20 protein-coding genes and 1 riboswitch are annotated in these 22113 nt (G+C 41.8%); of the genes, 9 read left to right on the top strand and 11 right to left on the bottom strand.

Translation table 11 applies throughout. From position 1 onward, the window contains the following. The first annotated feature begins 63 nt into the window (after nucleotides 1-63). Together V7K32_RS18365 and V7K32_RS18360 are read left to right on the top strand one after the other, a co-directional pair. The gene (locus V7K32_RS18365; RefSeq protein ID WP_334995239.1) at nucleotides 64-603 is read left to right on the top strand and encodes a hypothetical protein; all 540 of its coding nucleotides are present in this window, start codon (nucleotides 64-66) and stop codon (nucleotides 601-603) included. A 148-nt stretch (nucleotides 604-751) separates the two neighbouring features. Further along, complete coding sequence (locus V7K32_RS18360; RefSeq protein ID WP_334995238.1) at nucleotides 752-1363, top strand: hypothetical protein; 612 nt, start codon at nucleotides 752-754, stop codon at nucleotides 1361-1363. A 30-nt stretch (nucleotides 1364-1393) separates the two neighbouring features. Here the strand turns inward: V7K32_RS18360 and V7K32_RS18355 are convergent, their stop codons facing one another. After that, nucleotides 1394-2704, bottom strand: coding sequence for an aminopeptidase P N-terminal domain-containing protein (locus tag V7K32_RS18355; RefSeq protein ID WP_334995237.1), 1311 nt, complete (start codon nucleotides 2702-2704; stop codon nucleotides 1394-1396). A gap of 683 nt (nucleotides 2705-3387) precedes the next feature. Between V7K32_RS18355 and V7K32_RS18350 the strand changes: the two genes are divergently transcribed. Continuing rightward, on the top strand, nucleotides 3388-4632 hold the full coding sequence (locus V7K32_RS18350) for an FG-GAP repeat domain-containing protein (protein ID WP_334995236.1): 1245 nt from the start codon (nucleotides 3388-3390) through the stop codon (nucleotides 4630-4632). Nucleotides 4633-4735: 103 nt separating this feature from the next. On the opposite strand, the gene V7K32_RS18345 is transcribed toward V7K32_RS18350, so the two are convergent. The 8 genes from V7K32_RS18345 to V7K32_RS18310 form a co-directional block, all read right to left on the bottom strand. Then, a complete protein-coding gene (locus V7K32_RS18345) occupies nucleotides 4736-5503 on the bottom strand; it encodes an MBL fold metallo-hydrolase (protein WP_334995235.1) in 768 nt (255 codons plus the stop codon). A 3-nt stretch (nucleotides 5504-5506) separates the two neighbouring features. Beyond that, nucleotides 5507-6106: an anthranilate synthase component II gene (locus V7K32_RS18340; RefSeq protein ID WP_334995312.1), complete on the bottom strand. Its 600-nt coding sequence runs from the start codon at nucleotides 6104-6106 to the stop codon at nucleotides 5507-5509. Nucleotides 6107-6371: 265 nt separating this feature from the next. Next, nucleotides 6372-6827: a diacylglycerol kinase family protein gene (locus V7K32_RS18335; RefSeq protein ID WP_334995234.1), complete on the bottom strand. Its 456-nt coding sequence runs from the start codon at nucleotides 6825-6827 to the stop codon at nucleotides 6372-6374. Nucleotides 6828-6981: 154 nt separating this feature from the next. Continuing rightward, on the bottom strand, nucleotides 6982-7509 hold the full coding sequence (ybeY, locus tag V7K32_RS18330) for an rRNA maturation RNase YbeY (protein ID WP_334995311.1): 528 nt from the start codon (nucleotides 7507-7509) through the stop codon (nucleotides 6982-6984). Between the two features lie 129 nt (nucleotides 7510-7638). Beyond that, entirely contained in the window at nucleotides 7639-7794 is a 156-nt protein-coding gene (locus V7K32_RS18325; RefSeq protein ID WP_334744709.1) for a DUF3285 domain-containing protein, read from the bottom strand. A 228-nt stretch (nucleotides 7795-8022) separates the two neighbouring features. Next, a protein-coding gene (gene prfB / locus V7K32_RS18320) for a peptide chain release factor 2 (protein WP_334995233.1) occupies nucleotides 8023-9145 on the bottom strand; the annotation gives its coding sequence in 2 pieces (ribosomal slippage) (nucleotides 8023-9072 and nucleotides 9074-9145; 1122 coding nt in all). A 126-nt stretch (nucleotides 9146-9271) separates the two neighbouring features. After that, nucleotides 9272-10424, bottom strand: a protein-coding gene (locus tag V7K32_RS18315; protein ID WP_334995232.1) for a PCRF domain-containing protein whose coding sequence is annotated in 2 segments (ribosomal slippage) — nucleotides 9272-10348 and nucleotides 10350-10424 — 1152 coding nt in all. Because the reading frame shifts where the segments join, the coding sequence is not laid out codon by codon here. 131 nt (nucleotides 10425-10555) lie between these two features. Next, on the bottom strand, nucleotides 10556-11284 hold the full coding sequence (locus tag V7K32_RS18310; RefSeq protein ID WP_334995231.1) for a Bax inhibitor-1/YccA family protein: 729 nt from the start codon (nucleotides 11282-11284) through the stop codon (nucleotides 10556-10558). Nucleotides 11285-11621: 337 nt separating this feature from the next. Here V7K32_RS18310 and V7K32_RS18305 point away from each other — a divergent pair, with 337 nt between their 5' ends. Further along, a complete protein-coding gene (locus tag V7K32_RS18305; RefSeq protein WP_118167949.1) occupies nucleotides 11622-12407 on the top strand; it encodes an RNA polymerase sigma factor SigF in 786 nt (261 codons plus the stop codon). A gap of 126 nt (nucleotides 12408-12533) precedes the next feature. On the opposite strand, the gene bchD is transcribed toward V7K32_RS18305, so the two are convergent. Continuing rightward, entirely contained in the window at nucleotides 12534-14567 is a 2034-nt protein-coding gene (bchD, locus tag V7K32_RS18300; RefSeq protein WP_334995310.1) for a magnesium chelatase ATPase subunit D, read from the bottom strand. 92 nt (nucleotides 14568-14659) lie between these two features. On the opposite strand from bchD, the gene V7K32_RS18295 reads away from it, so the two are divergent. Then, entirely contained in the window at nucleotides 14660-15247 is a 588-nt protein-coding gene (locus V7K32_RS18295) for a Uma2 family endonuclease (RefSeq protein WP_334995230.1), read from the top strand. 563 nt (nucleotides 15248-15810) lie between these two features. After that, a complete protein-coding gene (gene rnc / locus V7K32_RS18290; RefSeq protein ID WP_334995229.1) occupies nucleotides 15811-16497 on the top strand; it encodes a ribonuclease III in 687 nt (228 codons plus the stop codon). A 174-nt stretch (nucleotides 16498-16671) separates the two neighbouring features. Here rnc and V7K32_RS18285 read toward each other — a convergent pair whose 3' ends face one another. Further along, nucleotides 16672-17862: a sensor histidine kinase gene (locus V7K32_RS18285; protein WP_334995228.1), complete on the bottom strand. Its 1191-nt coding sequence runs from the start codon at nucleotides 17860-17862 to the stop codon at nucleotides 16672-16674. 515 nt (nucleotides 17863-18377) lie between these two features. After that, nucleotides 18378-18607, top strand: a riboswitch (cyclic di-AMP (ydaO/yuaA leader). Between the two features lie 97 nt (nucleotides 18608-18704). Here V7K32_RS18285 and ntrB point away from each other — a divergent pair. The 3 genes from ntrB to V7K32_RS18270 all read left to right on the top strand — a co-directional run bounded on the left by ntrB (nucleotide 18705) and on the right by V7K32_RS18270 (nucleotide 22097). Further along, nucleotides 18705-19556, top strand: coding sequence for a nitrate ABC transporter permease (gene ntrB / locus V7K32_RS18280; protein ID WP_334995227.1), 852 nt, complete (start codon nucleotides 18705-18707; stop codon nucleotides 19554-19556). Nucleotides 19557-19634: 78 nt separating this feature from the next. Further along, the gene (locus tag V7K32_RS18275; RefSeq protein ID WP_334995226.1) at nucleotides 19635-21077 is read left to right on the top strand and encodes an ABC transporter substrate-binding protein; all 1443 of its coding nucleotides are present in this window, start codon (nucleotides 19635-19637) and stop codon (nucleotides 21075-21077) included. Nucleotides 21078-21260: 183 nt separating this feature from the next. Continuing rightward, nucleotides 21261-22097 carry an ABC transporter ATP-binding protein gene (locus V7K32_RS18270; protein WP_334995309.1) on the top strand — a complete coding sequence of 279 codons (837 nt, stop codon included), beginning with the start codon at nucleotides 21261-21263 and terminating at the stop codon, nucleotides 22095-22097. Nucleotides 22098-22113: the final 16 nt, after the last annotated feature.

Here is a 22113-nt window from a genome sequence, read left to right as displayed (position 1 = left end):
AATCCGAAACTGGCAGCACAGAGAATGTATACATAAATCTACCCACTTTGATTTACACAATTTATGAAAGCTAAATTATTAACTCTTGCTTTTTTAACGTTGGCAGTTTCTTCTTTAACTGTCAGCACAGTTGTAGCACAGGCAAAACTGACAAATCAATCAAAATTGTTCATTAATGGTGTCGGACGTGTTCGAGTTGGGATGACTGTTTCCCAAGCGGCAAAGGCTGCTGGTACTAAGCTAGTGGGCGATGCACCTAATAATAATTGCTACTATGTTAAGCCACAAAACCAACCCAAAAATCTTTCGTTTATGGTTACAAAAGGTCGCATTTCTAGAGTAGATGTGCGGCAAAATACCCAGATTACTACCCTCAAAGGTGCAAAAATTGGCGACACAGAAGCGCAAATCAAGTCTCTTTACCCAGGACAAATTAAAGTCACACCTCATAAATACGTCCAAGACGGCCATTACTTGACATTTATCCCGAAAGACCGTGCTAACCAGAACTATCGTGTGGTATTCGAGACTGATGGTAAGCGTGTTACTCAGTTTCGCTCAGGTAAACTACCGGAAGTTGAATTTGTTGAAGGCTGTTCTTAATTTGAGATATCATTAAACTTACTTCCCTAACTTCCGCAACTTGCGTAGCTTGCTGCACAACGGCCGCGCTCAGTGACCACCGTAGGCATCGCTGCACTTTACTCCCAAGATGATACCATGCAGTTAAGCGTGATTGAGAGGTGATACAGTGCCGTACAGCGCCTTTAATCTTAGTAAAGTAAAAACAGACTTTAAATTAATCTTTGTTGAAAATCAAGATTTATTTGTAGATGTGCAAGCAATTTCACCTAGTGAATATCTAAATTTGATTTTCTCTGAGCATCTACCATTGGTGACAGCAATAAATACAGAAAAAGCTCGTTCTGAACTAATTATTATGCCTGTTTTAATTGAAGTTAAACGCTTTTTTAAATCCCAAATTAGTATATTTTCTGGTTCAGAGTTTAATGTAGATGCTTCTAAAGACTTAGAAGGACGCTGTGATTTTATTCTCAGTTGTTCACCAGAACAATATGATATTACTAGTCCTGTTGTGACTATTGTAGAAGCTAAAAATGAGAGTATTAAATCTGCTTTAGGACAATGCATTGCCACAATGTTTGCATCTCAATTGTTTAACCAGCAACAAGGAAATATTATCAATGAAATTTATGGTGTAGTTACAACAGGAACAGATTGGAAATTTCTCAAACTTTCTGAGAATACCATTTTTATCGATAAGAACGATTACTTTATTAAAGAAATAGACAAAATCTTAGGAATTCTGACAACGACTCTGATGGCTTGTCCTCAATTTTAGTTTGGGGATAGTTCGTACCATCCCCATTTTTTATCTTTCCACTTCATCCACTGCTTTGGGAACTCCCGCAGTTAACACTTCATGTCCATCAGATGTAACTAACACATCATCCTCAATCCGAATACCAATACCAATCCATCGAGGATCAGTCTCAGGTTGATCTTCTGGTAGTTTGGTATCAGGCACAATATATAATCCCGGTTCCACTGTCAAAATTTGGCCTGGTTGTAAAATCTGCGGTTTGTCTTCACCGTGCTGGTAAACACCCACATCATGAACATCCAACCCTAACCAATGACTGGTGCGGTGCATATAATATGGTTTATATTTCTCTTCTTCAATTAACTTATCAATTTCACCTTTGAGGATACCCAGTTCAACTAAACCTTCCGTGAGGACGCGCACTGCTGTATCATGAACTAATTTGAAGGGATTACCTGGTTTAATTTGAGCGATCGCTTGTTTTTGCGCCTCTAAAACAATCTCATACAGCGTCTTTTGTTCTGGCGTAAATTTACCACCCACAGGAAATGTCCGCGTAATATCCGAGTTGTAATAACCGTAAGCACAACCGGCATCAATTAGCAGTAATTCTCCATCCTGCATTTGACGATTATTTTCAATGTAGTGCAGTACGCAAGCATTCACCCCAGAAGCCACAATCGAAGGATAAGCCGGACCTAACCCACCCCGCACTCGAAAAATGCGTTCCATCTCCGCCTGAATTTCGTACTCATAACGTCCGGGTGCGGCGATTTCTTGGGCATAATTGTGTGCTTCGACTGCGATCGCAACTGCTTGACGCATCAACCCCAACTCAGCTTGACTTTTTATCAATCTCATGCTATTGAGAACGGGGCCAGTATCTTCAATGGCGATCGGCCCCGTACCGCGTTTAGGATAAGTTCGTAGTAGACTTTGGTAATGTCTCAGGATTTGGTCATTGAAAGTGCGATCGCGTCCTAAGTGATAATAAATCCGGCTGGCTTTTTCCAAATACTGTGGTAACTTTTCATCTAACTCGCTAATGGGGTACGCTTCATCAGCACCATAAATTTCTTTGGCTGCATCTACCCCAGAAAGGTAACCAGTCCATACTTCCTTTTCGCGATCCTTTGGTTGGACAAATAGCACAAACCGATGTTCTGAATGATGCGGTGCTAACACTGCTACTGCTTGTGGTTCATTAAAACCAGTCAAGTAGAAAAAATCACTATCTTGGCGATAAACATACTCGACATCGTTATGCATCACTGCCATTGGCGCACTGCGAAAAATGGCTATACCATCACCAATTTTTGCCATTAACTGCTCACGACGCTGCCGATATTCTGCTTGCATAGCTGATGTCTTTATAAAAGTATTGTGTTATTTTACACTTTTGGCAACTAAAGGATGCATTCCTGCCTCTTAATAGTTGCTAATCTAAGTTATTCTAACCCAGGACTTACGCACAGGTAAGGGAAAATCGAACCACAGAGGACGCAGAGGACACGGAGAAATAAGAGTTTGAGAGGTTTTTTGCGTAAGTCCTATAACCAATATTTGTTTTCACTCAAGTCATAAATCATTCGAGAATACTCAATTAAGTAAGTAGGTCAAATTAAATATAAAACCTCACCCTCTATTCGGCTGACCCCGACAATAATAAGGAGAAGGATTGAGGTTGAGGTTTGATATAGATATTTAATTACGCTTACCTACTCATCTTGAAAAGCTCAGATCCCGGACTTCTTTAATAAGTCCGGGATCTAGTTATTCATAAAATAAATTAGATAAACAACTTTTCTCTGGAATTTATCATATTATAAAGCACAAAATGAATTTTAGAATTGCTTATATAGAACTTGAAAAATTTATCTGAATCGTTTAAAGTAAATAGATATTTATCTTGAAAAAACAACATTAATAAAGAAAAAATAATTATAAAGAAATCTTAAAACTCTCGTAAATGTTATTTAATTACAGAAAGAGATTATCAAAAAAAGTTAAAAAAATATGATAACCAATGATAAAAATACACCATGCCTGAAAGTACGAATTCCTCACCCTTAGCTTTGAATACATCTAAATGGGCATCAGACTCTTTTGCCAAATCACAAATCTTGACAAATTCTTTTGAGAATTTAAATTATGATCCGGTGGGGTTTTTGAGTAAGAGTTCCTCACCAACACTACAAACTGAAGCAGCAACCACGCCTGTCAAAGCATCATCAAATCCTAATCCTAATCCTTACTTAACTAGTGCGGCGATTACTCCTGACTTTAACGGTGATGGCAAAACGGACAAAGTTTGGGTAGATTCTACAACCGGTGAGATTATCATTCGGTTGATGGATGGTGCAAAAGTTATGGAACAGGGTTCTTTAGGTAAATTTGACCTAACTGCCTATGATTACAAAATTGCCGACTTCAATGCTGATGGCAAAACCGACTTCTTATTACGCAATAAGACAACCGGCGAAAATAGCATTGTGTTGATGGATGGAACCAAAGTTGGTACTGCGGCTTCTCTAACTAGCGTTGATCCAGCGTGGACTCCTCAGATTGGCGATTTCAATGGCGATCGCAAAACCGATATTTTCTGGCATAATGCTACAACTGGTGAGAACGCTATTTGGCAGATGGATGGCACCACCGTTTTGAATGCAACTGTTTTAGATAAAACAGACCCAGCGCTAACTCCTACCATTGTTGATTTTGACGGCAATGGTAAGAGTGATATTTTCTGGCGCAATCAGACAACCGGCGATAACACCGCTTGGTTTATGGATGGTACACAAAAGACTGAATTGGCGCTGCAATCACAAGATGCCGCCTGGACTGCTAGCCTCGGTGATTTCAACGGCGACTATAAGACTGACATTCTCTGGAGAAACGCTCAAACTGGTGAGAACAAGGTTTGGACGATGAATGGTATCTTAGTCACAGAAGGCGCTTTGGGGACACTTGACTCAGCCTGGACTTCTAAAATTGGCGATTTCAACGGCGATGGCAAGACCGACATCTTCTGGCACAATGGCACAACTGGTGCGAATACTGCTTGGTTGATGGATGGTACAACAGTTGCTACTGAAGCTTTCTTACCGGCTAATAACGCTGCCTTGACACCATCCCTTGGCGACTTCAACGGCGATGGCAAGACCGACATCTACTGGCGCGATCAGACAGCCGGTGCAGACAAAATTTGGACTATAGATGGGACGACGGCGGTTGAGACTCCCATCAGCGATGCAGATAAGCTTACCGGAGAGTGGTATACGTTTTAAAAGCTGGAGTTGGGAGTTGGGAGTTGGGAGTTAGGAGTTAGGAGTTAGGAGTTAGAAATCTTCCACTGCTTCCCCTACTCCTGTGATTCTGAAAAGTTTTAACTCAAAATTTGTAACTTAAAACCTGAATCACGCTATTTTCCGGCAAATCTTTCGAGTTAATGGAAATACTATCTCCATCGCTACGCCGTACTGTCATACCTTGCATCAAGGTCAGAAAATTATCCAGTGGTGAAATATCGCACTTAGCAGCATCAGCACCCTGTGTCCGGTAATGGGTTGGAATCACTATCTTGGGATTTAAAATTTGAACAGCCTGCTTTGCTTCCTCAGCATTGTAGGCTTTTGCACTGCCTCCCACTGGAATGAATGCGACATCGGGACGCCCCATCAAGATTTTTTGCTCAATGGAAATGGGTGCAGCAGCTCCGCCTAAGTGTAGGATATTAATTCCGCCTTGCTTCCAACTCCAAGCGGTATTTGAACCAAACTGCTTACCACTTTTGCGATCGTGGTCTATGGCAATTCCTTGAAACTTAATGCCTTTGAACTCGTAAACTCCCGGTTCGTAGATGAGTTTTGCATTTCCCGGTAGTACGTCCACAGCACCTTCATCCAGCAGTTGACTGCTAATCAATACCAAATCTGCTGCAACTTTTGGTTGACGATACCCAGCAGTACAACCGGCCGCCCGAAATGGATTGACGAGAATTTTCGCACCGCCACCAGTAAAAAGAAAGCAAGTATGACCCAACCACTGAACTGATAAACCGCTAGATTGTGCGTCAGCTTGATATTCAGAACCCAAGTTAGTAACCAAAGCTGTGACTAACCCCGCCCCAGCATAGCCCATCAACTGTCGTCGTTTCATTAATTATGCTCTCGACTGTAACTGTTCCAGAAAATTTCGCAATAACTGTTTTCCTGAAGATGTCAGGACACTCTCGGGGTGAAACTGGACGCCCTGAATATGAGGATATTTCCGGTGTCGCACTCCCATAATGGTGTTATCTTCAACCCAAGCGGTGATTTCTAACACATCTGGGCAAGTCTTACGTTCTATCACCAAACTATGATACCTGGTGGCAATTAAAGGATTTTCTAATCCCTGAAAAACCCCCACCCCAGTGTGAGACACTTGAGAAGTTTTGCCATGCATCAACTCTGGAGCAGCAATTATTTTACCACCGAACACTTGACCGATGCTTTGATGTCCTAAACAAACGCCCAAAATTGGCAAATCTTGCCCTAGCTGTTCAATCAATTCTAAAGAAATACCGGCATCTTCCGGGCGACCTGGACCTGGAGAAATAACCACGGCTTCCGGCTTTAATGCCCGAATCTCATCTATGGATATCTTATCGTTACGAAAAACTTTAATATCATCTGCCACTGAGAATTCTGCTGCCAATTCTCCCAGATATTGCACTAAATTATATGTAAAACTGTCGTAATTGTCGATAACTATAATCAAAGCTGATAACTCCTGGTTTTTACCACTCATCAGTTGCAAAAAGCATAGACAAATATCTCATGCTATTTGTTCGCTAGGTGTAAAAATAACGCTGACGTGGACGGCTAAAGATTACCAAGTAATCCTTTACCCAGGATGCTTGGCGCGACGCCGAATAGCCCGTCGTAAACATCGCCTCACTTTTGAATTGCTTATAATGTGTTCTCCAGGGGATCGGACAGAGTGCGATCGTCTTATCGGCTCACTTGGCGAAGGCAAATCACGTCTACAAAGTCGATATAATTAACTTTACCAGAGGAGGGAGCAATAGCGTACCAGCTACCAGCACCGCTACCAAAGCAGAAACAAGCACTGCACCAGCCGCACAATCTTTAGCAATTTTTGCCAATTCATGGTATGTCTGCTTAACGGTTAAGTCCACAAGAGACTCGATTGCTGTATTTAGTAACTCTAATGCCAAAACTAAACCACTAGTTACACCAATTACTGCTATTTCTACCGCTTGCAGATGTAAAAAAACGCTTAAAGCGATCGCTAACGCGCAAACACTTACGTGAATGCGAAAATTACGTTGAGTTTGAAAACTATAGCTGATTCCAGCCCAGGCATATTTAAAACTAACAAATAAATTAGAGGCTACTTTCCAGGAGAATTCCCGTTCGTTAGACACAAGTGTTTGTAACGAGGTAGGCGTTGGTGATGGAGAAATTTTTTGGGACATAGACTTAAAAACACAAAAACAGAGTTGCTACAGTCGGAATATTCGCCGATTTTAATGGCAGAATTAACTTTGAGGCAATCTTTAAGCAATTTTCCACAGAAGTATTATAAAAGTATTATCCAAAATTAACACTATAGAAATACACAAGCTACTGTTATTCCATGTCAATAGGAATACCTACCGCATTCAGCAATCTCACTTGCTGTTCTAACATTCGCCCCAAACTTTCTTCATCAGGATGATCCCAGCCCAAGAGATGTAACAAACCGTGACTAGCTAACCAGGCTAGCTCAGTTGGTAAGCTATGTTCCTGCTGTTGAGCTTGACGTTGTGCTGTATCTACAGACACAATTATATCACCTAAATATAATGGTACAGAAGCAAGCATCTCCTTGCTTTGAGGAAAATCCACCTCCAAAGCAGCAAAGGCTAAAACGTCTGTAGGCTTATTTTGTTGACGATATTGGGCATTCAGTTCTTGAATTTGCGAGTCATCTGTCAAACGCAGCCCTATCTCATAACTTGGCGCTGAGGGAATTTGAGGGTGAAGTATTTCCAACCACTGATTAAACCAATTTTCCCAAGTTTCAGGAGGAATTCGGGGATCAGTATCATCAATTTTTATAGATGTTGTCGGGGACAACTCGTAAAAATCATCCTCCACGTATAGTTCAACGCTCAGGGGCACACAGTCTCCTAGTCTGAGGTTTATAGTTTGTCGTTAACACTGTTTTAAGGCAATTAGTCATCTATCCTTTGAAATATAAATGACTAATGACTCATGATAACTCTCACCAGTTGCTCTCATAGCTTAGTGAGTTAGGTAAGCAAGACCAACAAGGAGAGATAAAAGTCCTACGGCAGTTAACGCAAAATGCTTTAGGGAAGTTCCACCCTTTTGCACCATGTTTCGCATGGCGAGTTTTACGTAGCTAGGTTGAGGTTCTGTTGAAGGAGTGTTGCTCATAGTTATTTGTCCACAGACTCTTTTATAACTGTAACAGTTGGTCTGGAATAGAATGGCGATCGCCTGTATATTACTCAGGAATTTCTCTGAAAAAGCCCAATCAGAGGAAATCGTGCGATGTCTACGACGGGCTATTCGGCGTCGCGCTAATCTTAAATACTAAAAAATAAATAACAAGTGCTAAGTAATATTAAAAATAATTACTTAGCACTTGTAAATAATCCCAAATTATGCAGAAGCGTTTTCTACTAATTTATTTTCTTGGCGCAGATAAGCTTGAATAAATGGATCAAGTTCGCCATTCATCACATCGCCAATCGCCGTTGTTTCTGTATTTGTACGTAAATCCTTCACCATTTGGTAAGGATGAAATACATAGTTACGGATTTGGTTTCCCCAGGAGGCTTCTACCATATCGCCACGAATTTCGGCAATTTCTTGGGCGCGTTGCTCTTTGGCTATGACCAACAGCTTTGCTTTGAGGCGATTTAGGGCTTTTTCTTTATTTTGGAGTTGCGATCGCTCCTCTGTACAGCGCACGGCTAGACCAGTGGGAAGGTGAACAATCCGCACCGCAGTTTCTACTTTGTTGACATTTTGCCCACCTTTACCACCAGAGCGAGTTGTGGTGATATCCAAATCTTTATCTGGAATATCCAACTGCACAGAATTATCTATCTGCGGCATCACTTCCACCCCTGCAAAACTGGTTTGTCGCTTACCGTTGGCATTAAAAGGTGAAATCCGTACTAAGCGATGTGTACCCATTTCCGATCGCAAGTAACCATAAGCATAGCGACCAGTAATTTCTAGGGTTGCCGATTTAATTCCAGCTTCCTCACCCTCCGACTCTTCAGCTAAAGTTACTTTATAGCCATGAGCTTCGCCCCAACGGGTGTACATCCGCATCAGCATAAATGCCCAGTCTTGGGAGTCTGTACCACCAGCACCAGCACTAATCGTCAGTACAGCACCTTCGGCATCATAGAGACCAGAAAGTAACTGTTGTAACTCCCACTGATCCAGGTCACGATTTAGCTTAGTGATGGTAGATTCTGCTTCTTGGAGTAGTGCCTCATCGGTTTCTAACTCCAATAATTCAACAACTGCCCTAGTATCTTCTAAATTGGCGTGCCAGCGATGGTATTGTTCGAGATGGGCTTTCAGGTCGTTGAGTTCTTTTGATGTTTCTTGGGCTTCGGTTTGATTATCCCAAAATTCTGGCTGTGCTGATATTTTTTCGAGGTCTTGAATTTTGGCTGTCAGTGCAGGTACGTCAAAGATACTCCTGGGTTTTACCCAGGCGGCCAGACAACGTTTCGATTTCGCGTTTGAGTTCTAGGACATCCATAATGGTTGCTGAATGATAGATAGAGCTATTGGGATTGGAAAATTGCTCTTTATTCTACTTATGTTTCTTGATTTTAGCTGTAGTTGGGCAAATTTTTTCTGCACCACTTATATTAAGTTACAAAAGTTACTCGGAATTATCAAGCGCTTCTTGGGTAACTGAAGTAGTGTGATTTAGCTGTTGCAGATAGGCTTTGATAAACAAATCAATTTTACCGTTCAAAACCTCTACCGCAGCAGGTGTTTCTACATTGGTGCGTAAATCTTTTACCTTGGTGTAAGGATGCAAGATATATTCCCTGATGAGGTTGTTGGATATAAATCCTATCTGCCGGGATTGAATTTTGTCAAGCTGGACACCTTGGGACAGTGCGTAGGCGTAGCCAGCCGTAGCCATCGCAAACAGTTTACTCTTGAGAATAGCTAGGGTTTTTTCCTTGTTTTGCATTTGGCTACGCTCTTGGTTACAAGATACACTAATCCCAGTAGGAATATGAACTATCTTTACCCATATTTCTGTGCGGTTGACATTCCCCCGATGACGATAATAAGTAATTTCCAAATCCTTCTCTGGAATCTCCCACTCAACAGACTCACCCAATATTGGGAAAACTTCTACACTAGCTAAACTCGTCCGCAAGCTGTTAGTAACATCAAAGGGCGATATTTGCTGTAGTTGATGTGTGCCTGTTTCTGATTTGAGGTAGCCGTATGCACAACTTGCTGTAATTTCTAAAGTTGCATATTTAATTCCGGTCTCATTGCCCTCATAAATCTCTACTACATCCAATGGATAATTGTGGCTTTTTCCCCAACGGCAGTACATTTGCAGCAACATATATGCCCAGTATTGACTGTCTGCATTATCAACCTCAGCAGTAATAGTGAGAAATGCACCTTTTTTGTCCTGGGGGTCAGACAATAACTGTCGTATTTCTGCTGTTTCGAGTTCTTTTTGGAGTTGGGTAAGGTTGCTTTGCGCCTCTTGCCACAATTGCTCATCGGCTGATAATTCCAGCAATTCCAGCGCAGCCTTAATATCTTCTAAAATCGAACACCAGCGCTGATATTGCTGATGCTTGTAGAATATGGAGTATTCAATTTCTTGAAGGACTTCATAAGCACGGGTTGGATTATTCCAAAAATCTGGTTGAGCAATTACTTGATCTAAATATTGAATTCTTCCAGTCAAATATCGGAGGTCAAAGACAGTCTTCGGCCTTACCTAAGATATTAGACAACTTTTCTACTTCGATTTTGATATTTAAGAATTCAAGCATAGTTTTGCTCACTTGAGGCTTAACTTATCTACATATTCTACTATTAAAACGATGAAAAACCCGTGGCTGCTGAAAATTTAACCACGGGTTTTACTTTATAAAACTTTACTTTTGTTATTGCCTACAGACAATTAATTGCGGCCATTTATGGAAATTAGCAACCGCAAGATAAAGACGAACAAGTTGATGTAGGTGAGGTACATCGACAAAGCAGCAGGTAGATATTGGTCATCGCTGTAAGTGCGGGGCAAGATGTAGAAATCGACGACAGAAACCCCAACAAATAGAAATACTCCTAAACCGGAGATGGCAATTTCTAACCAATTTGGCGTGTAAACACCAAACATGGCAAACGCGAATTGGGCAAGGCACACAACCACCAAAGCGATAACGCCAAGATTGATGGTTTTTGTCAAAGCCATGCCATCTTGTTCAGAAAGATTTGAACCAATTTGACGGGCGAAAATAAAAGTGACGCCACAACCAAGGGCAGCCAACCCAATACCTTGAATGCCAACACCTTGGGATCTCAAAGCGACAAATACTAAACCACTGAGAGTATATCCAGATAAGAGGCTGTAGGTTGCCAACAGGGGTAATGCAAGAGCCTTGTTACCTTTTTGGGCAACATTTTGGGCAACAAAGAACAAAATTAACTCCAAAATCACCGCACCAATGAAGGTGGGAAAGAAGATTCCGGGGTTAGTACGGATAACTCCTAAACCGCCGTAGGTTCCTAATGCCGTTAGCACCAATCCACCACCGACGTAGGGGAGGGCGTTGGCGATTACGTTTGGGCCAACGAGGGCGTGAGATTTAGCCTCACGGATAGCTTCACGAAAATTACTGGTATTGCTCATATTGAAAAACTATTTTTTAGAAAAACGTTCTGCCTATTCCTATTCTTACCGAGATTTATGGCGATAAACCAGCAAGGGATTGCCTAATTTAAGAGACAACTAAAGAAAAAAGACGATGTAAAGTTTGAATTTTTATGTGAAAAACAAACAGAACCTGCAATATAGGGGTTAACAAAATCATGCGTACAAATACTGAATTATGGAGTGCAGCCCCTTATAAGTTCAGTGAAACGACGATGGCTTATTCTGCCCTGACTAAGCAAAATAATAACAGCTTAAAAGAAAATATACGCAGCTCCATTTTCTGAGGAATAGGAGTTACAACAAAGGAATGTATATGGCAGCAAGTGAGTCCTCTTTACGAACTGATGGTATAGAATTATTACACTTGTACCACCAGAATCCCTCTATTAAACTTCGTAATAAACTTGTACAGTTACATACTGGCTTAGTACGGAAGATGGCTCATAAATTTAGCCATCAATGTAATGAACCTTATGAAGATTTAGAACAAATCGGTTATTTTGGTTTGATTAGGGCAATTGAGCGTTTCGACCCTAGCCAAGGATACGCTTTTAGTTCCTTTGCTGTGCCATATATTCGCGGTGAGATGCTGCACTTTTTGCGCGATCGCAGTACTCTATTAAAAATCCCCCGCCGTTGGCAAGAATTATATAATGAAGGGCAAAAGATTCGCAAGGATTTGGCAATGTCTTTAGGTCGCCAGCCCAAGGATGCTGAAATTGCCAGCCATCTCCGGGTATCTGTGCAAGAATGGCAAGAAACCAAGTTGGCTGCTCAAAACCGGATGCCTTTGAGTTTAGATGCAACCGCAGTTAATTATGTTGATTGTCAAATAACTTTGGGTGAGGCACTTCCTTGTCCTCGTTCTCATGTTCTTCTACAACAAGAAGAAGAACGCCAACAACTGCAAGGTGCAATCAATATGTTGGAAGAAAAACCCCGCATGGCAGTTGAAATGGTGTTTTTGAAGGAACTTTCTCGCAAGGATGCGGCTAAGAATATTGGCACAAGTCCGATGACGGTAACGCGGTATCTGCAAAAGGGAATCCAAGATTTGATTTGCTATTTACAACCGCAGGTAATGCCTACTGGGTCGTAGTGATTTGAGGGTTGGAATTTAAACGCAAAGGGGCGCAGAGGTAAGCGCAGAGGGGCGCAAAGGTTTAATTAAGGGAATTTTTTTGGTTAGTCGTGCTAAGTCAAAAATGCGATGAGTAATGACTAATTATCGAGATTTTAAATCAGCGATCGCACCTTTGGTCATAGCAGCTATAGCTTGATCTGTGGCTTTTGGCAAATGATAATATTTACCACCTGCTGTTTGCGATAATTCTTTAGCAAAGCCAGTAGATACAAATTTACTTTCTGTATCGATTACTAATAGTTGCATCCCTAAAGCCCGGATTCTGGCAGCAATTTCTAATAATTCTCCTTTGATATCTGGCTTTTCTCCTGGTTCTAGCTGTTCACCTAAAGAACGCGCTAAGGGAATATTACCCCGCCCATCGGTGATTGCTACAAGGACAACTTGCCCAATATCTCCACTCATCTGAGCATTTAAGCCGACGCGCACAGCTTGAGTTAAACCATGCGCTAAGGGCGAACCCCCACCACAGGGCAACCTTTCCAAACGGTTACGCGCCAAAGCAATAGAACGTGTTGGAGGCAATAATACCTCTGCTTGTTCCCCCCGAAAGGGAATTAATGCTATTTGGTCGCGGTTTTGATAAGCTTCTGTTAACAGTTGCATCACCGCACCTTTAGCCGATTGCATTCGATTCAAGGCCATTGAGCCAGAAGCATCTACCACAAACACTACCAGCGCCCCCGCTTTGCGTACTAGGCGTTTTGAGCGAATATCAGGCTGTTCTACAATAACTTTTCTATTTGGTTGTCTTTCTCTTCGGGCTTTTTGATAAGGAGCCGCTGCTCTCAGCGTGGCATCTACTGCAATGCGTCGCGCTTTCCCCTTGGGCAACATCGGCTTAATGTAGCGTCCCCTGTCATCAGAAAAGATGACACTGCGACTACCAGATTTACCTTGCCGCTTCGCCATTTGAGTGAAATACAGCACGTTGTCATCAAGGATTACCCCTTCTGGATCAAAAATGAATTCTTCCGGGATGCTAGGGGGTTCTTGCTCTTGATTTTCTTCTTTTTCTTCTTGTTCCTCTTGTTCCTCTTCTGATTCGTCCTGGGGTTCTTCTTGATTCTGTTGCGGTGGCGGTGGCGGTGGTGGTGGTGCTTGTTCGGGTGGTGGTGTCTGCACAACTGTGGCGCGTGGTACAATCACCAGTTCTACAGCACGGCGCAAATCTTCGGCATTAACTGTTGTTCGTCCCTCCAAAGCCGCCGCAGCTTTAGCTACCCGCGTGGCGAATAACTCAGCGCGATGTCCCTGAACTTTGCCGCGAATCGCCTCATCTACTAAGTAGGCAATTTGTTCATGGGTGATGATGACTTCTTTCAACCATTCTCGTGCCAAGATGATTTGGGTTTTCAGGGAGTCTAAATCTTCGTTGTACTGTTTGAGGAAGTCTTGGGGAGATTTAGAATAAGCGATCGCCACTTCAACTGCTTCTACTCTTTGATCTAAGCCGAGTACACCGTCAGCAGAGAGGGCGATCGCAATTCTATCTAACAAATGCTCCCGTAATCCGCCTTCTTCGGGATTGTAGGTGGCAATAAATAGAGATTTGCACGGATGCTGAAAACTAATCCCTTCCCGTTCTATCTGGTTGCGTCCTTCAGATAATACTGTTAAAAGCTGATTTGATATTTGGTCATCTAATAAATTAATTTCATCTACGTACAGTACACCCCGGTTTGCTGTAGCGAGTAATCCCGGCTGAAAAATCGTGTCACCTTGTTTTACCGACTTTTCCACATCTACTGAACCTAATAGTCGGTCTTCTGTAATACCTAGAGGAATTTGTAAAAAAGGCGCGGGGATAATTTCAACGGGGACATCTTCAATGTCTTTGTCTGCATACTCCGCCAACAGTTGATCGTCCCATTCTTCGGGGTGGTTGGGGTCACAATTACTGATTGAGCCTTTGACAACTTCAATCGGCGGTAGTAGAGCATGAATAGCACGAGCCATCACAGATTTTGCCGTACCGCGACGACCTGCGATCGCCACTCCTCCCAAACCAGGATCAACTGCGGCTAACAGCAACGCTAATTTAATTGCTTCTTGACCGACTACGGCACTCAAAGGAAAGGCAGTGATGGTGGGATTGATAGTAGGCGCGGACATTGTTTGCTGTTCATAGCGAGTCTTGTCCTTTAGCATACCAATTTCTGACACATTTAGAATAAGTATTATGGCAATCAGAGAAAGGTAAGGTTATGAGTATTGCTCAGGCTAAACGCTTCACACTAGATGAATACCACAGGCTTGGAGAATTGGGCTTTTTTCATGAAGATGACCACATTCAATTAATCAACGGGGAAATTATTGAGATGGCATCCAAAGGTAAAGCTCATGAAACTTGTTTAAGAAAACTGTGGAAGGAACTCCCCAAAATCCTGGGAGACAAGGCTACTTTGCAATCTCAAGCCCCGATTGCTTTGCCACCTAACAGTGAACCTGAACCAGATTTTGCGATTGTTCAAAACCGTGCTGATGATTATCTGTCGGCTCATCCTAAAGCGGCTGATGTGTTATTGGTGATGGAGGTTTCAGATTCTTCTTTAGCTTATGACCAAGATGTGAAAATACCTCTCTATGCTAAAGCGGGTATTACTGATTATTGGATATTCAATTTATTCGATAATTATTTGGAAGCTTACAGTGAACCATATCAGGATAATCAAGGCAGATATGGTTATTCAAATAAGCAAATTTTTTTGTCAAATGAGGTAATAACTTTTCCCTGTTTTCCTGATTTATCTCTTGATTTAGCTAGGGTATTTCCGCCAAAACTGAATGTTTAAACTTTGTTAGATAAATGAGATAGGATTCAGTCATAAGAGGATGTTTGAAAATTATTTTTCTGTAACTTTAGGCACTTTAGATCCCCCCTAACCCCCCTTAAAAAGGGGGGAGCCGGAGTCAAAGTCCCCCTTGAAAAGGGGGATTTAGGGGGATCTAAAACTTTTGATACCGATAAGAGAACTTTTCAAACATCCTCTAAAGCGCAAGTTTTTGGTAATGTCTCAGCAGCAGAATTCCTAGTTTCCTGCCGAGCTTCGTGTCATCCCTTCGACTGAGTATTTAGCCTAAACTAATTGACTAGACTTTCAATGGAAGGCAAGAAGTTTAAAAACTTTAGTCACTTTATTGATGCTGGGGTAAAGGATGGTAAGGTTCAAAAGCAAAGTCAGGAGTTGTTTTTAATCGAGTTAGACAAACTGGCTGCTTAAAATAGCTTTTAAAAACCTAGTTCCGAAAAACTGGGTTTTATCAAAACCGCAAACTGCGGTTTTTTCATGTCTAAAGACAATGACATTTGAAAAGTTCCCAACAATCAATTTAGGCAACAACACACAAGATAAAAATGCACAAACTTCTAATATTCCATGATGAAAAACTTCTCCGCCGTGCGCTTACCCACCGTTCTTATGTCCATGAAAATCCCGGAGAAGGTGAACATAATGAACGCCTAGAGTTTCTCGGTGATGCTTTGCTGAATTTCTTAAGTGGCGAGTATCTATATAAGTGTCACCCAGAAATGGGAGAAGATGAATTAACCCGGCGGCGTTCGGGGCTGGTAGATGAAAAGCAATTGGCAAAGTTCGCCGAGGAAGTAGGTTTAGACTTTAGAATGCGATTAGGAAAAGGCGCTATTCGAGACGGAGGCTTCCAAAATCCTAATTTGGTCAGTAGCACCTTTGAGGCTGTCCTTGGTGCTTACTATTTAGATAATGATTCTAATATTGAAGCAGTTCGCGCAATTATACAACCACTATTTGATTCTGTAGATCCTAAGCATATAATTGTGTCTCGTTCTAATGTAGACTCAAAAAATCGCTTTCAAGAATGGGTACAACGCAACGTTACTCCAAATCCTCCCAAATATTTTACAGAACAAATAGGAGGCCCTTCTCACGCGCCAGAATTCATAGCCAAAGTATTGGTAAATGAAAAAATTTACGGCGAAGGGAAGGGACGCAATAAGAAAGAGGCTGAGAAAGCTGCTGCTGAGGATGCGCTAGATAAGTTGAAAAAACAAGGATTGTTGTAAAGATGATTTTTATCGAACAGAATTCAGTTCTTCTGAATTCAAAAAGGCTGGATAATTACAGATGACCCTCTACATTTAAAGTGGGGTCAAATGTTTTAGGATTTCACCCGCAAAATGTCAGGCCACATAGGGGATATGCAGTTTCATAAGTTTTAAAATATCCTATAAACTTTCTCATATCTTGACTTCTAAGGGCAAAATTATAGTGAAGGTAGAACCAACACCCACCTTGGATACTAAGTTAATTTGACCTTGTAGTAGTTTTACTAAGCGGGATACTATTGCTAATCCCAATCCTGTACTATCAGGGAGATAGGGGCGATCGCTAAAACTGACGCGAAAGTAAGGTTCAAATATCTGGGCTTGGTTTTCTGGTGCAATGCCAATTCCAGTATCAGAAACTGCGATCGCCCATCTTTGATTCTCCAACACCTGACACATTATAATAACAGTCCCCGCCTCTGTATAGCGAATCGCATTACTAATAAGATTTGTGACAATTTGTTGGCATTGAAAAGGATCTGTGATTAATTCATTGGGGGCGCGATCGAAATCTACTACGACTTTTAAATTTTTCCCACCTGCTAAAGGTTCCAACATTTCACAGACATTATTGATTAATTCCCGCACATCGGTGGGTGCTAGGTGGAGTTTTATCTGCCCTGCCTCATACCGCGAAAGTTCTAATACATCGTTGATCAGGTGGAGTAATTGTCTACCATTGCGTAGTACCCGCTCAATATGTTCGAGATTGGCAGAAGTGTCTTTTATCTCAGTCTTTCGTCGTTGTTGGCGTAAAAACAGATCAGAGTAACCAATAATGCAAGTTAGAGGATGTTTCAATTCGTGGGCTAGTTGTGAAACATACTCTTGATTGGCGCTAATCAAACGGGTGAGTTCATCATTATGGAGTGTTAGTGATGCCTGCAACTGCTGTAATTCTCGCAACCGCTCCTCAACATAACTTTTGAAACAGCGAGCGATCGCTTCGTCTATGATAGCGTCAATCAAACGCATAGAACGAATTATCTCTACAGGTGTTCCCCCCAATAAATCTGGTTGTAGAGCATCAAATATTACTGTTCGCAGCAGATGATATTCTCTGGCAATTTCTGCTGGATCAAAGCCTTGTTCCGCTCGAATAGCTCCATGCTGAAAACTGGCAGTAACTATTGACTCAATATCATTATCCTGATGTTTTGAAAGCACTGTCACCATTGCTTTCAAAACATCAGGGATGTGATCCTTTACTGCTGTGTAAGATAGGTCATCAGCACTTTCAATCCGTCTATCCTTGCGAACTGCTAGAATCCATTTATCGATGATGTTGTCCCTTTTTTCAGCCAGTACTTGACTAAAATCCATTATGTTAAATATCAGCTAGGAGATAGATGATTGACACTCGCCGCAATAAATTGACGGCGATTCTAGCGGTTGTCTTAGCGGGGGATAAATCCACCCGCTAAGACGCTTTACCGGTTAACGGACTGTCAGTAAAGTTCCATATCCAATTAGTTTAGCGAGCGCAGAGAGGTATTACCAAATTTCATAATTTTATTCATCTATCAAAAGAAGTACATTCTCTATGTTCTTTTGTTTGCTAATTAACTAACCGGATCGAAAATTTTCTCAGTATCATCTATTTTGTCTTAAAAAATATTAATCAAGCAAATAACATTCTTGATACTTGGCTCGACTATATTATTTAGCTGTCTGTGCAAGGACTTCACGACAACACAACTAAAATAATAAGTTTTATTTACTACAAATAATTAAAAGTAAACACTTAATCTTAGTATTAAAATTAACAATAATTATTATAATATAAATGGATTTTACTGAGAATCGATGTTATATTGTGCATAATTTAGTATCCATATAGAGTAAGTCAGCCTAATTCAGCGTGTCACAGTGCATAACGCTGGAGCGGAGGAACCAAATTGTGGGGCGTATCTCATAGAAAGTGAGGAGTTGGGAGTGAGGAGTTGAAAGTTACTAATACTAAATATTTAACTCATAACTCATAACTCATAACTCATAACTTTCTTGTGAAGGGCATCTCTCAGCCCTAGCCCGTCAGCTAACTTCGTAGGCATTGAGAGGAGACTGAAGAGACGGCATTTTTATAATGTTCCGATCTCATCGGTGTCCAAGGCTGGTACTGCTCGGATTCTTTGTACCTGCACTTAAATCTGTTGAGGTCGTAAATGATATTTCAACTAAATTTAGCAGCGATCGCAGCGATCGCCGGACAAGCCGCTTGGAAAAAAACAAAACCTGTCATCCTCAAAGATGTCTTCTTTCTACCAGTGTTGGGGTTCTTGGGAATAATTGTGTTGTGGTGGATTATTGCACTTGCCAACCATGAATTGATGCCCACCCCACCAGAAGCGTTAATTGCTAATCTAGACTACATCTTAAATCCCTTCTATCAGCGAGGCCCGGGCAATTTAGGAATTGGTTGGTTGTTAATCGCAAGTCTGCGCCGGGTATTAATAGGCTTTTTGTTAGGTGCGGTAGTAGCGATTCCTTTGGGGTTTTTAATTGGCATGTCCAGATCGGCAATGTTAGCGCTCAATCCGCTCATTCAAATTTTTAAACCTGTATCGCCTTTAGCTTGGCTACCCATCGCCTTAGCAATTTTCAATTTAGCAGAGCCTTCAGCCATTTTTGTCATCTTTATTACTTCCCTATGGCCGACAATTATTAATACCGCTTTAGGAGTTTCTAGCGTTCCCAAAGATTATTTAGATGTGGCACGAGTGCTAGAAATGCCCCGCTGGCGACGGATTAAAAAAATCATTTGGCCTGCAAGTTTGCCTTATATTTTTACAGGTTTGCGAATTAGTTTAGGGATAGCTTGGCTGGTAATCGTTGCTGTAGAAATGCTCACAGGCGGTATTGGTATCGGTTTTTTTGTCTGGGATGAATGGAGTCGCTTAAACCTGAGTTCAGTATTTTTAGCTGTGTTCATAATTGGCTTAACTGGGTTAATTCTAGATTCCGCCGTAGGGAAAATTCAAGAATTAGTAACCCATCGCCCTAAAACTTCCAACTAACAAAATTCGGCTGCTATCAAAACAGCAGACACTCTGCGCCTGAAGCCTGAGTAATTAATCACCAATGGAGCTACAAGAATGGGTGATATTAACTGGACTCGACGAGATATTATCAAGGGAATAGGAGCAACAACGGCGGGAATAGCACTATCTTCTTGTGCGATTTCAGGAGATAGATCCGCCAAAGGACTAACTCCAGAAGCCTTAGCTCTACAACCAGTAGTTAGATCCCAAGACCTAGAAAAAGCCGATCTTACAGTTGGTTACGTTCCTGTTAATGATTGTGCGCCATTTGCGATCGCCTGGAAAAAAGGCTTCTTCCGCAAATATGGTTTGAATGTTACACTCAACCGCGAAGCCAGTTGGGCTACCTCCCGCGACGGTTTAATTTTTGGTCGCCTCGATGCTTCACCCGTAGTATCTGGTGCCGTCACCAACGCCAGAATTGGTGCTGAAGGCGCACGCCACGCCCCATTGTGTGCAGCGATGACCATTCACCGCCACGGTAACGCCATGACAATGAACAAAGCCATGTGGGACTTTGGGCTGCGTCCGTGGTACGAGTATCAAGAAAAATATGGCGATGGGGCCCTAGAAGCCTTTGGGCGCGATTTTAGAGGCTACTTTGACAAGCAGCCGCCAGAAGGCAAAGTCTGGGCGGTAGTATTAAGTTCGGCCATTTACGAATACTTTATCCGTTACTTATCCGCCTCTGCTGGTGTTGATCCGCTTAAAGAGTTTCGCATCATCATCGTTCCCCCGCCCCAAATGGTAACAAATGTGCGAATTGGTGCAATGCAAGCTTACATGGTTGCAGAACCTTGGAATACGCGAGCAATAACAGGTAATGAAAACATCGGCTTTACCTTCGCACAAGGTAAAGAAGTCTGGTTGGGACACCCAGATCGGCTTTTGGGGGTGATGCAATCTTTCATTGACCAATATCCCAAAACCTATCGTTCCCTAGTCAAGGCGATGATTGAAGCCTGTCAATATTGCAGCAAAGCAGAAAACCGCCAAGAAGTAGCCGAACTGATTACAGACCGTTCCTTTACAGGTGCTAGACCTAAAAACAAAAATGCCCCAATTGCGAAATTTACAAGTCCCGGAATTCTCGGCAATTACAACTATGGCGGCTTTGACGGCAAAGACCGCACCATCAAAGCGGCTGACACCACGATTTTCTTCGATATTCCTAACAACCTTCCCAAACAGCTAGGAGAACATTCCACATTCTTATGGAGATCGAGAAGTATCTGGTTGATGACACAAGCCGCACGGTGGGGACAAATTAAGGAGTTCCCTAAAAATGCGGATAAACTAGCCGAACTGGGCTGGAGAACAGATTTATATCGGGAGATAGCATCTGAAATGGGCATCAAATGTCCCAAGGATGATTACAAGGTCGAACCACCAGAAGTATTTATAGATAAGAAAGGCTTCGACCCCAGCGATCCTGTGGGCTATTTGAATAGTTTTGCCATCAGGGCTAATGCTCCCACTAAGATTTTCATGTCTTAAATCCCTACCAATTTTGGATTTTGGATTTTGGATTTTGGTTCCTTGGTTTATGCTCTGTCGCTTTTGGGTGAAATAAACATAAAATCCTCAGCAACCCAGCATCCTTTTGATCGGGAACAATCTAAAATTGCAAATCTAAAATCCAAAATTGATTGACTAAATTATTCCCGGAGCATTTTGATGATGGAATATACCTCATTACCTATTAATACCCAGACCGAAGTTCTGCCCCGTCCTGGATTTTTAGAAATTGAAAATTTAGTCAAGTCTTATCCGACACCTGATAAAGATAATTTTGTCGTTTTAGATGGAGTTAATCTGACGATTGGTGAAGATGAATATATTTCTGTAATTGGTCACTCTGGTTGTGGAAAATCAACTCTACTAAAGATAGTAGCTGGTTTAGAAAAAGCAACTTCCGGCTCAGTCAGGCTAGATGGACAAGAAATTCGTCAGCCAGGAGCCGAAAGGATGATGGTATTTCAGAACTATTCGCTGTTACCTTGGTTAACAGTGCGAGAAAATATCCGTTTAGCCGTGGATGAAGTGTTAAAAAATGCTAATCGGGCTGAGAAAATTAGCATTGTAAATCAACACTTAGCAATGGTAAACTTGACGGCAGCTGCTGACAAATATCCTGATGAAATCTCTGGAGGGATGAAACAACGAGTAGGTATTGCCAGAGCTTTAGCAATTCGTCCAAAAATGTTGCTGATGGATGAACCTTTTGGGGCGCTAGATGCACTAACTCGTGGCAAATTGCAGCGCCAGGTATTGGATATTTGGGAAAATAATCGTCAGGCAGTGATGATGATTACCCACGATGTAGACGAAGCAATTTATATGTCCGATCGCATCGTCTTGATGACTAATGGCCCATCTGCTACTATAGGAGAGATTTTAGAAGTTCCTTTTGAACATCCACGCGATCGCGCGGCCATGCGAAACTCAAAAGAATATTTTGAACTTCGCAACCACGCCCTAAATTTCCTCGATCGCTATTTTGCCCAAGACGAGTAAATTAGATTATCATTTT

It is taken from the genome of Nostoc sp. (genome assembly GCF_036917635.1).
Taxonomy (GTDB): domain Bacteria; phylum Cyanobacteriota; class Cyanobacteriia; order Cyanobacteriales; family Nostocaceae; genus Nostoc.
Note: the sequence above shows the minus strand (reverse complement) of the source record. Positions and strands in the feature narration are given on the sequence as shown.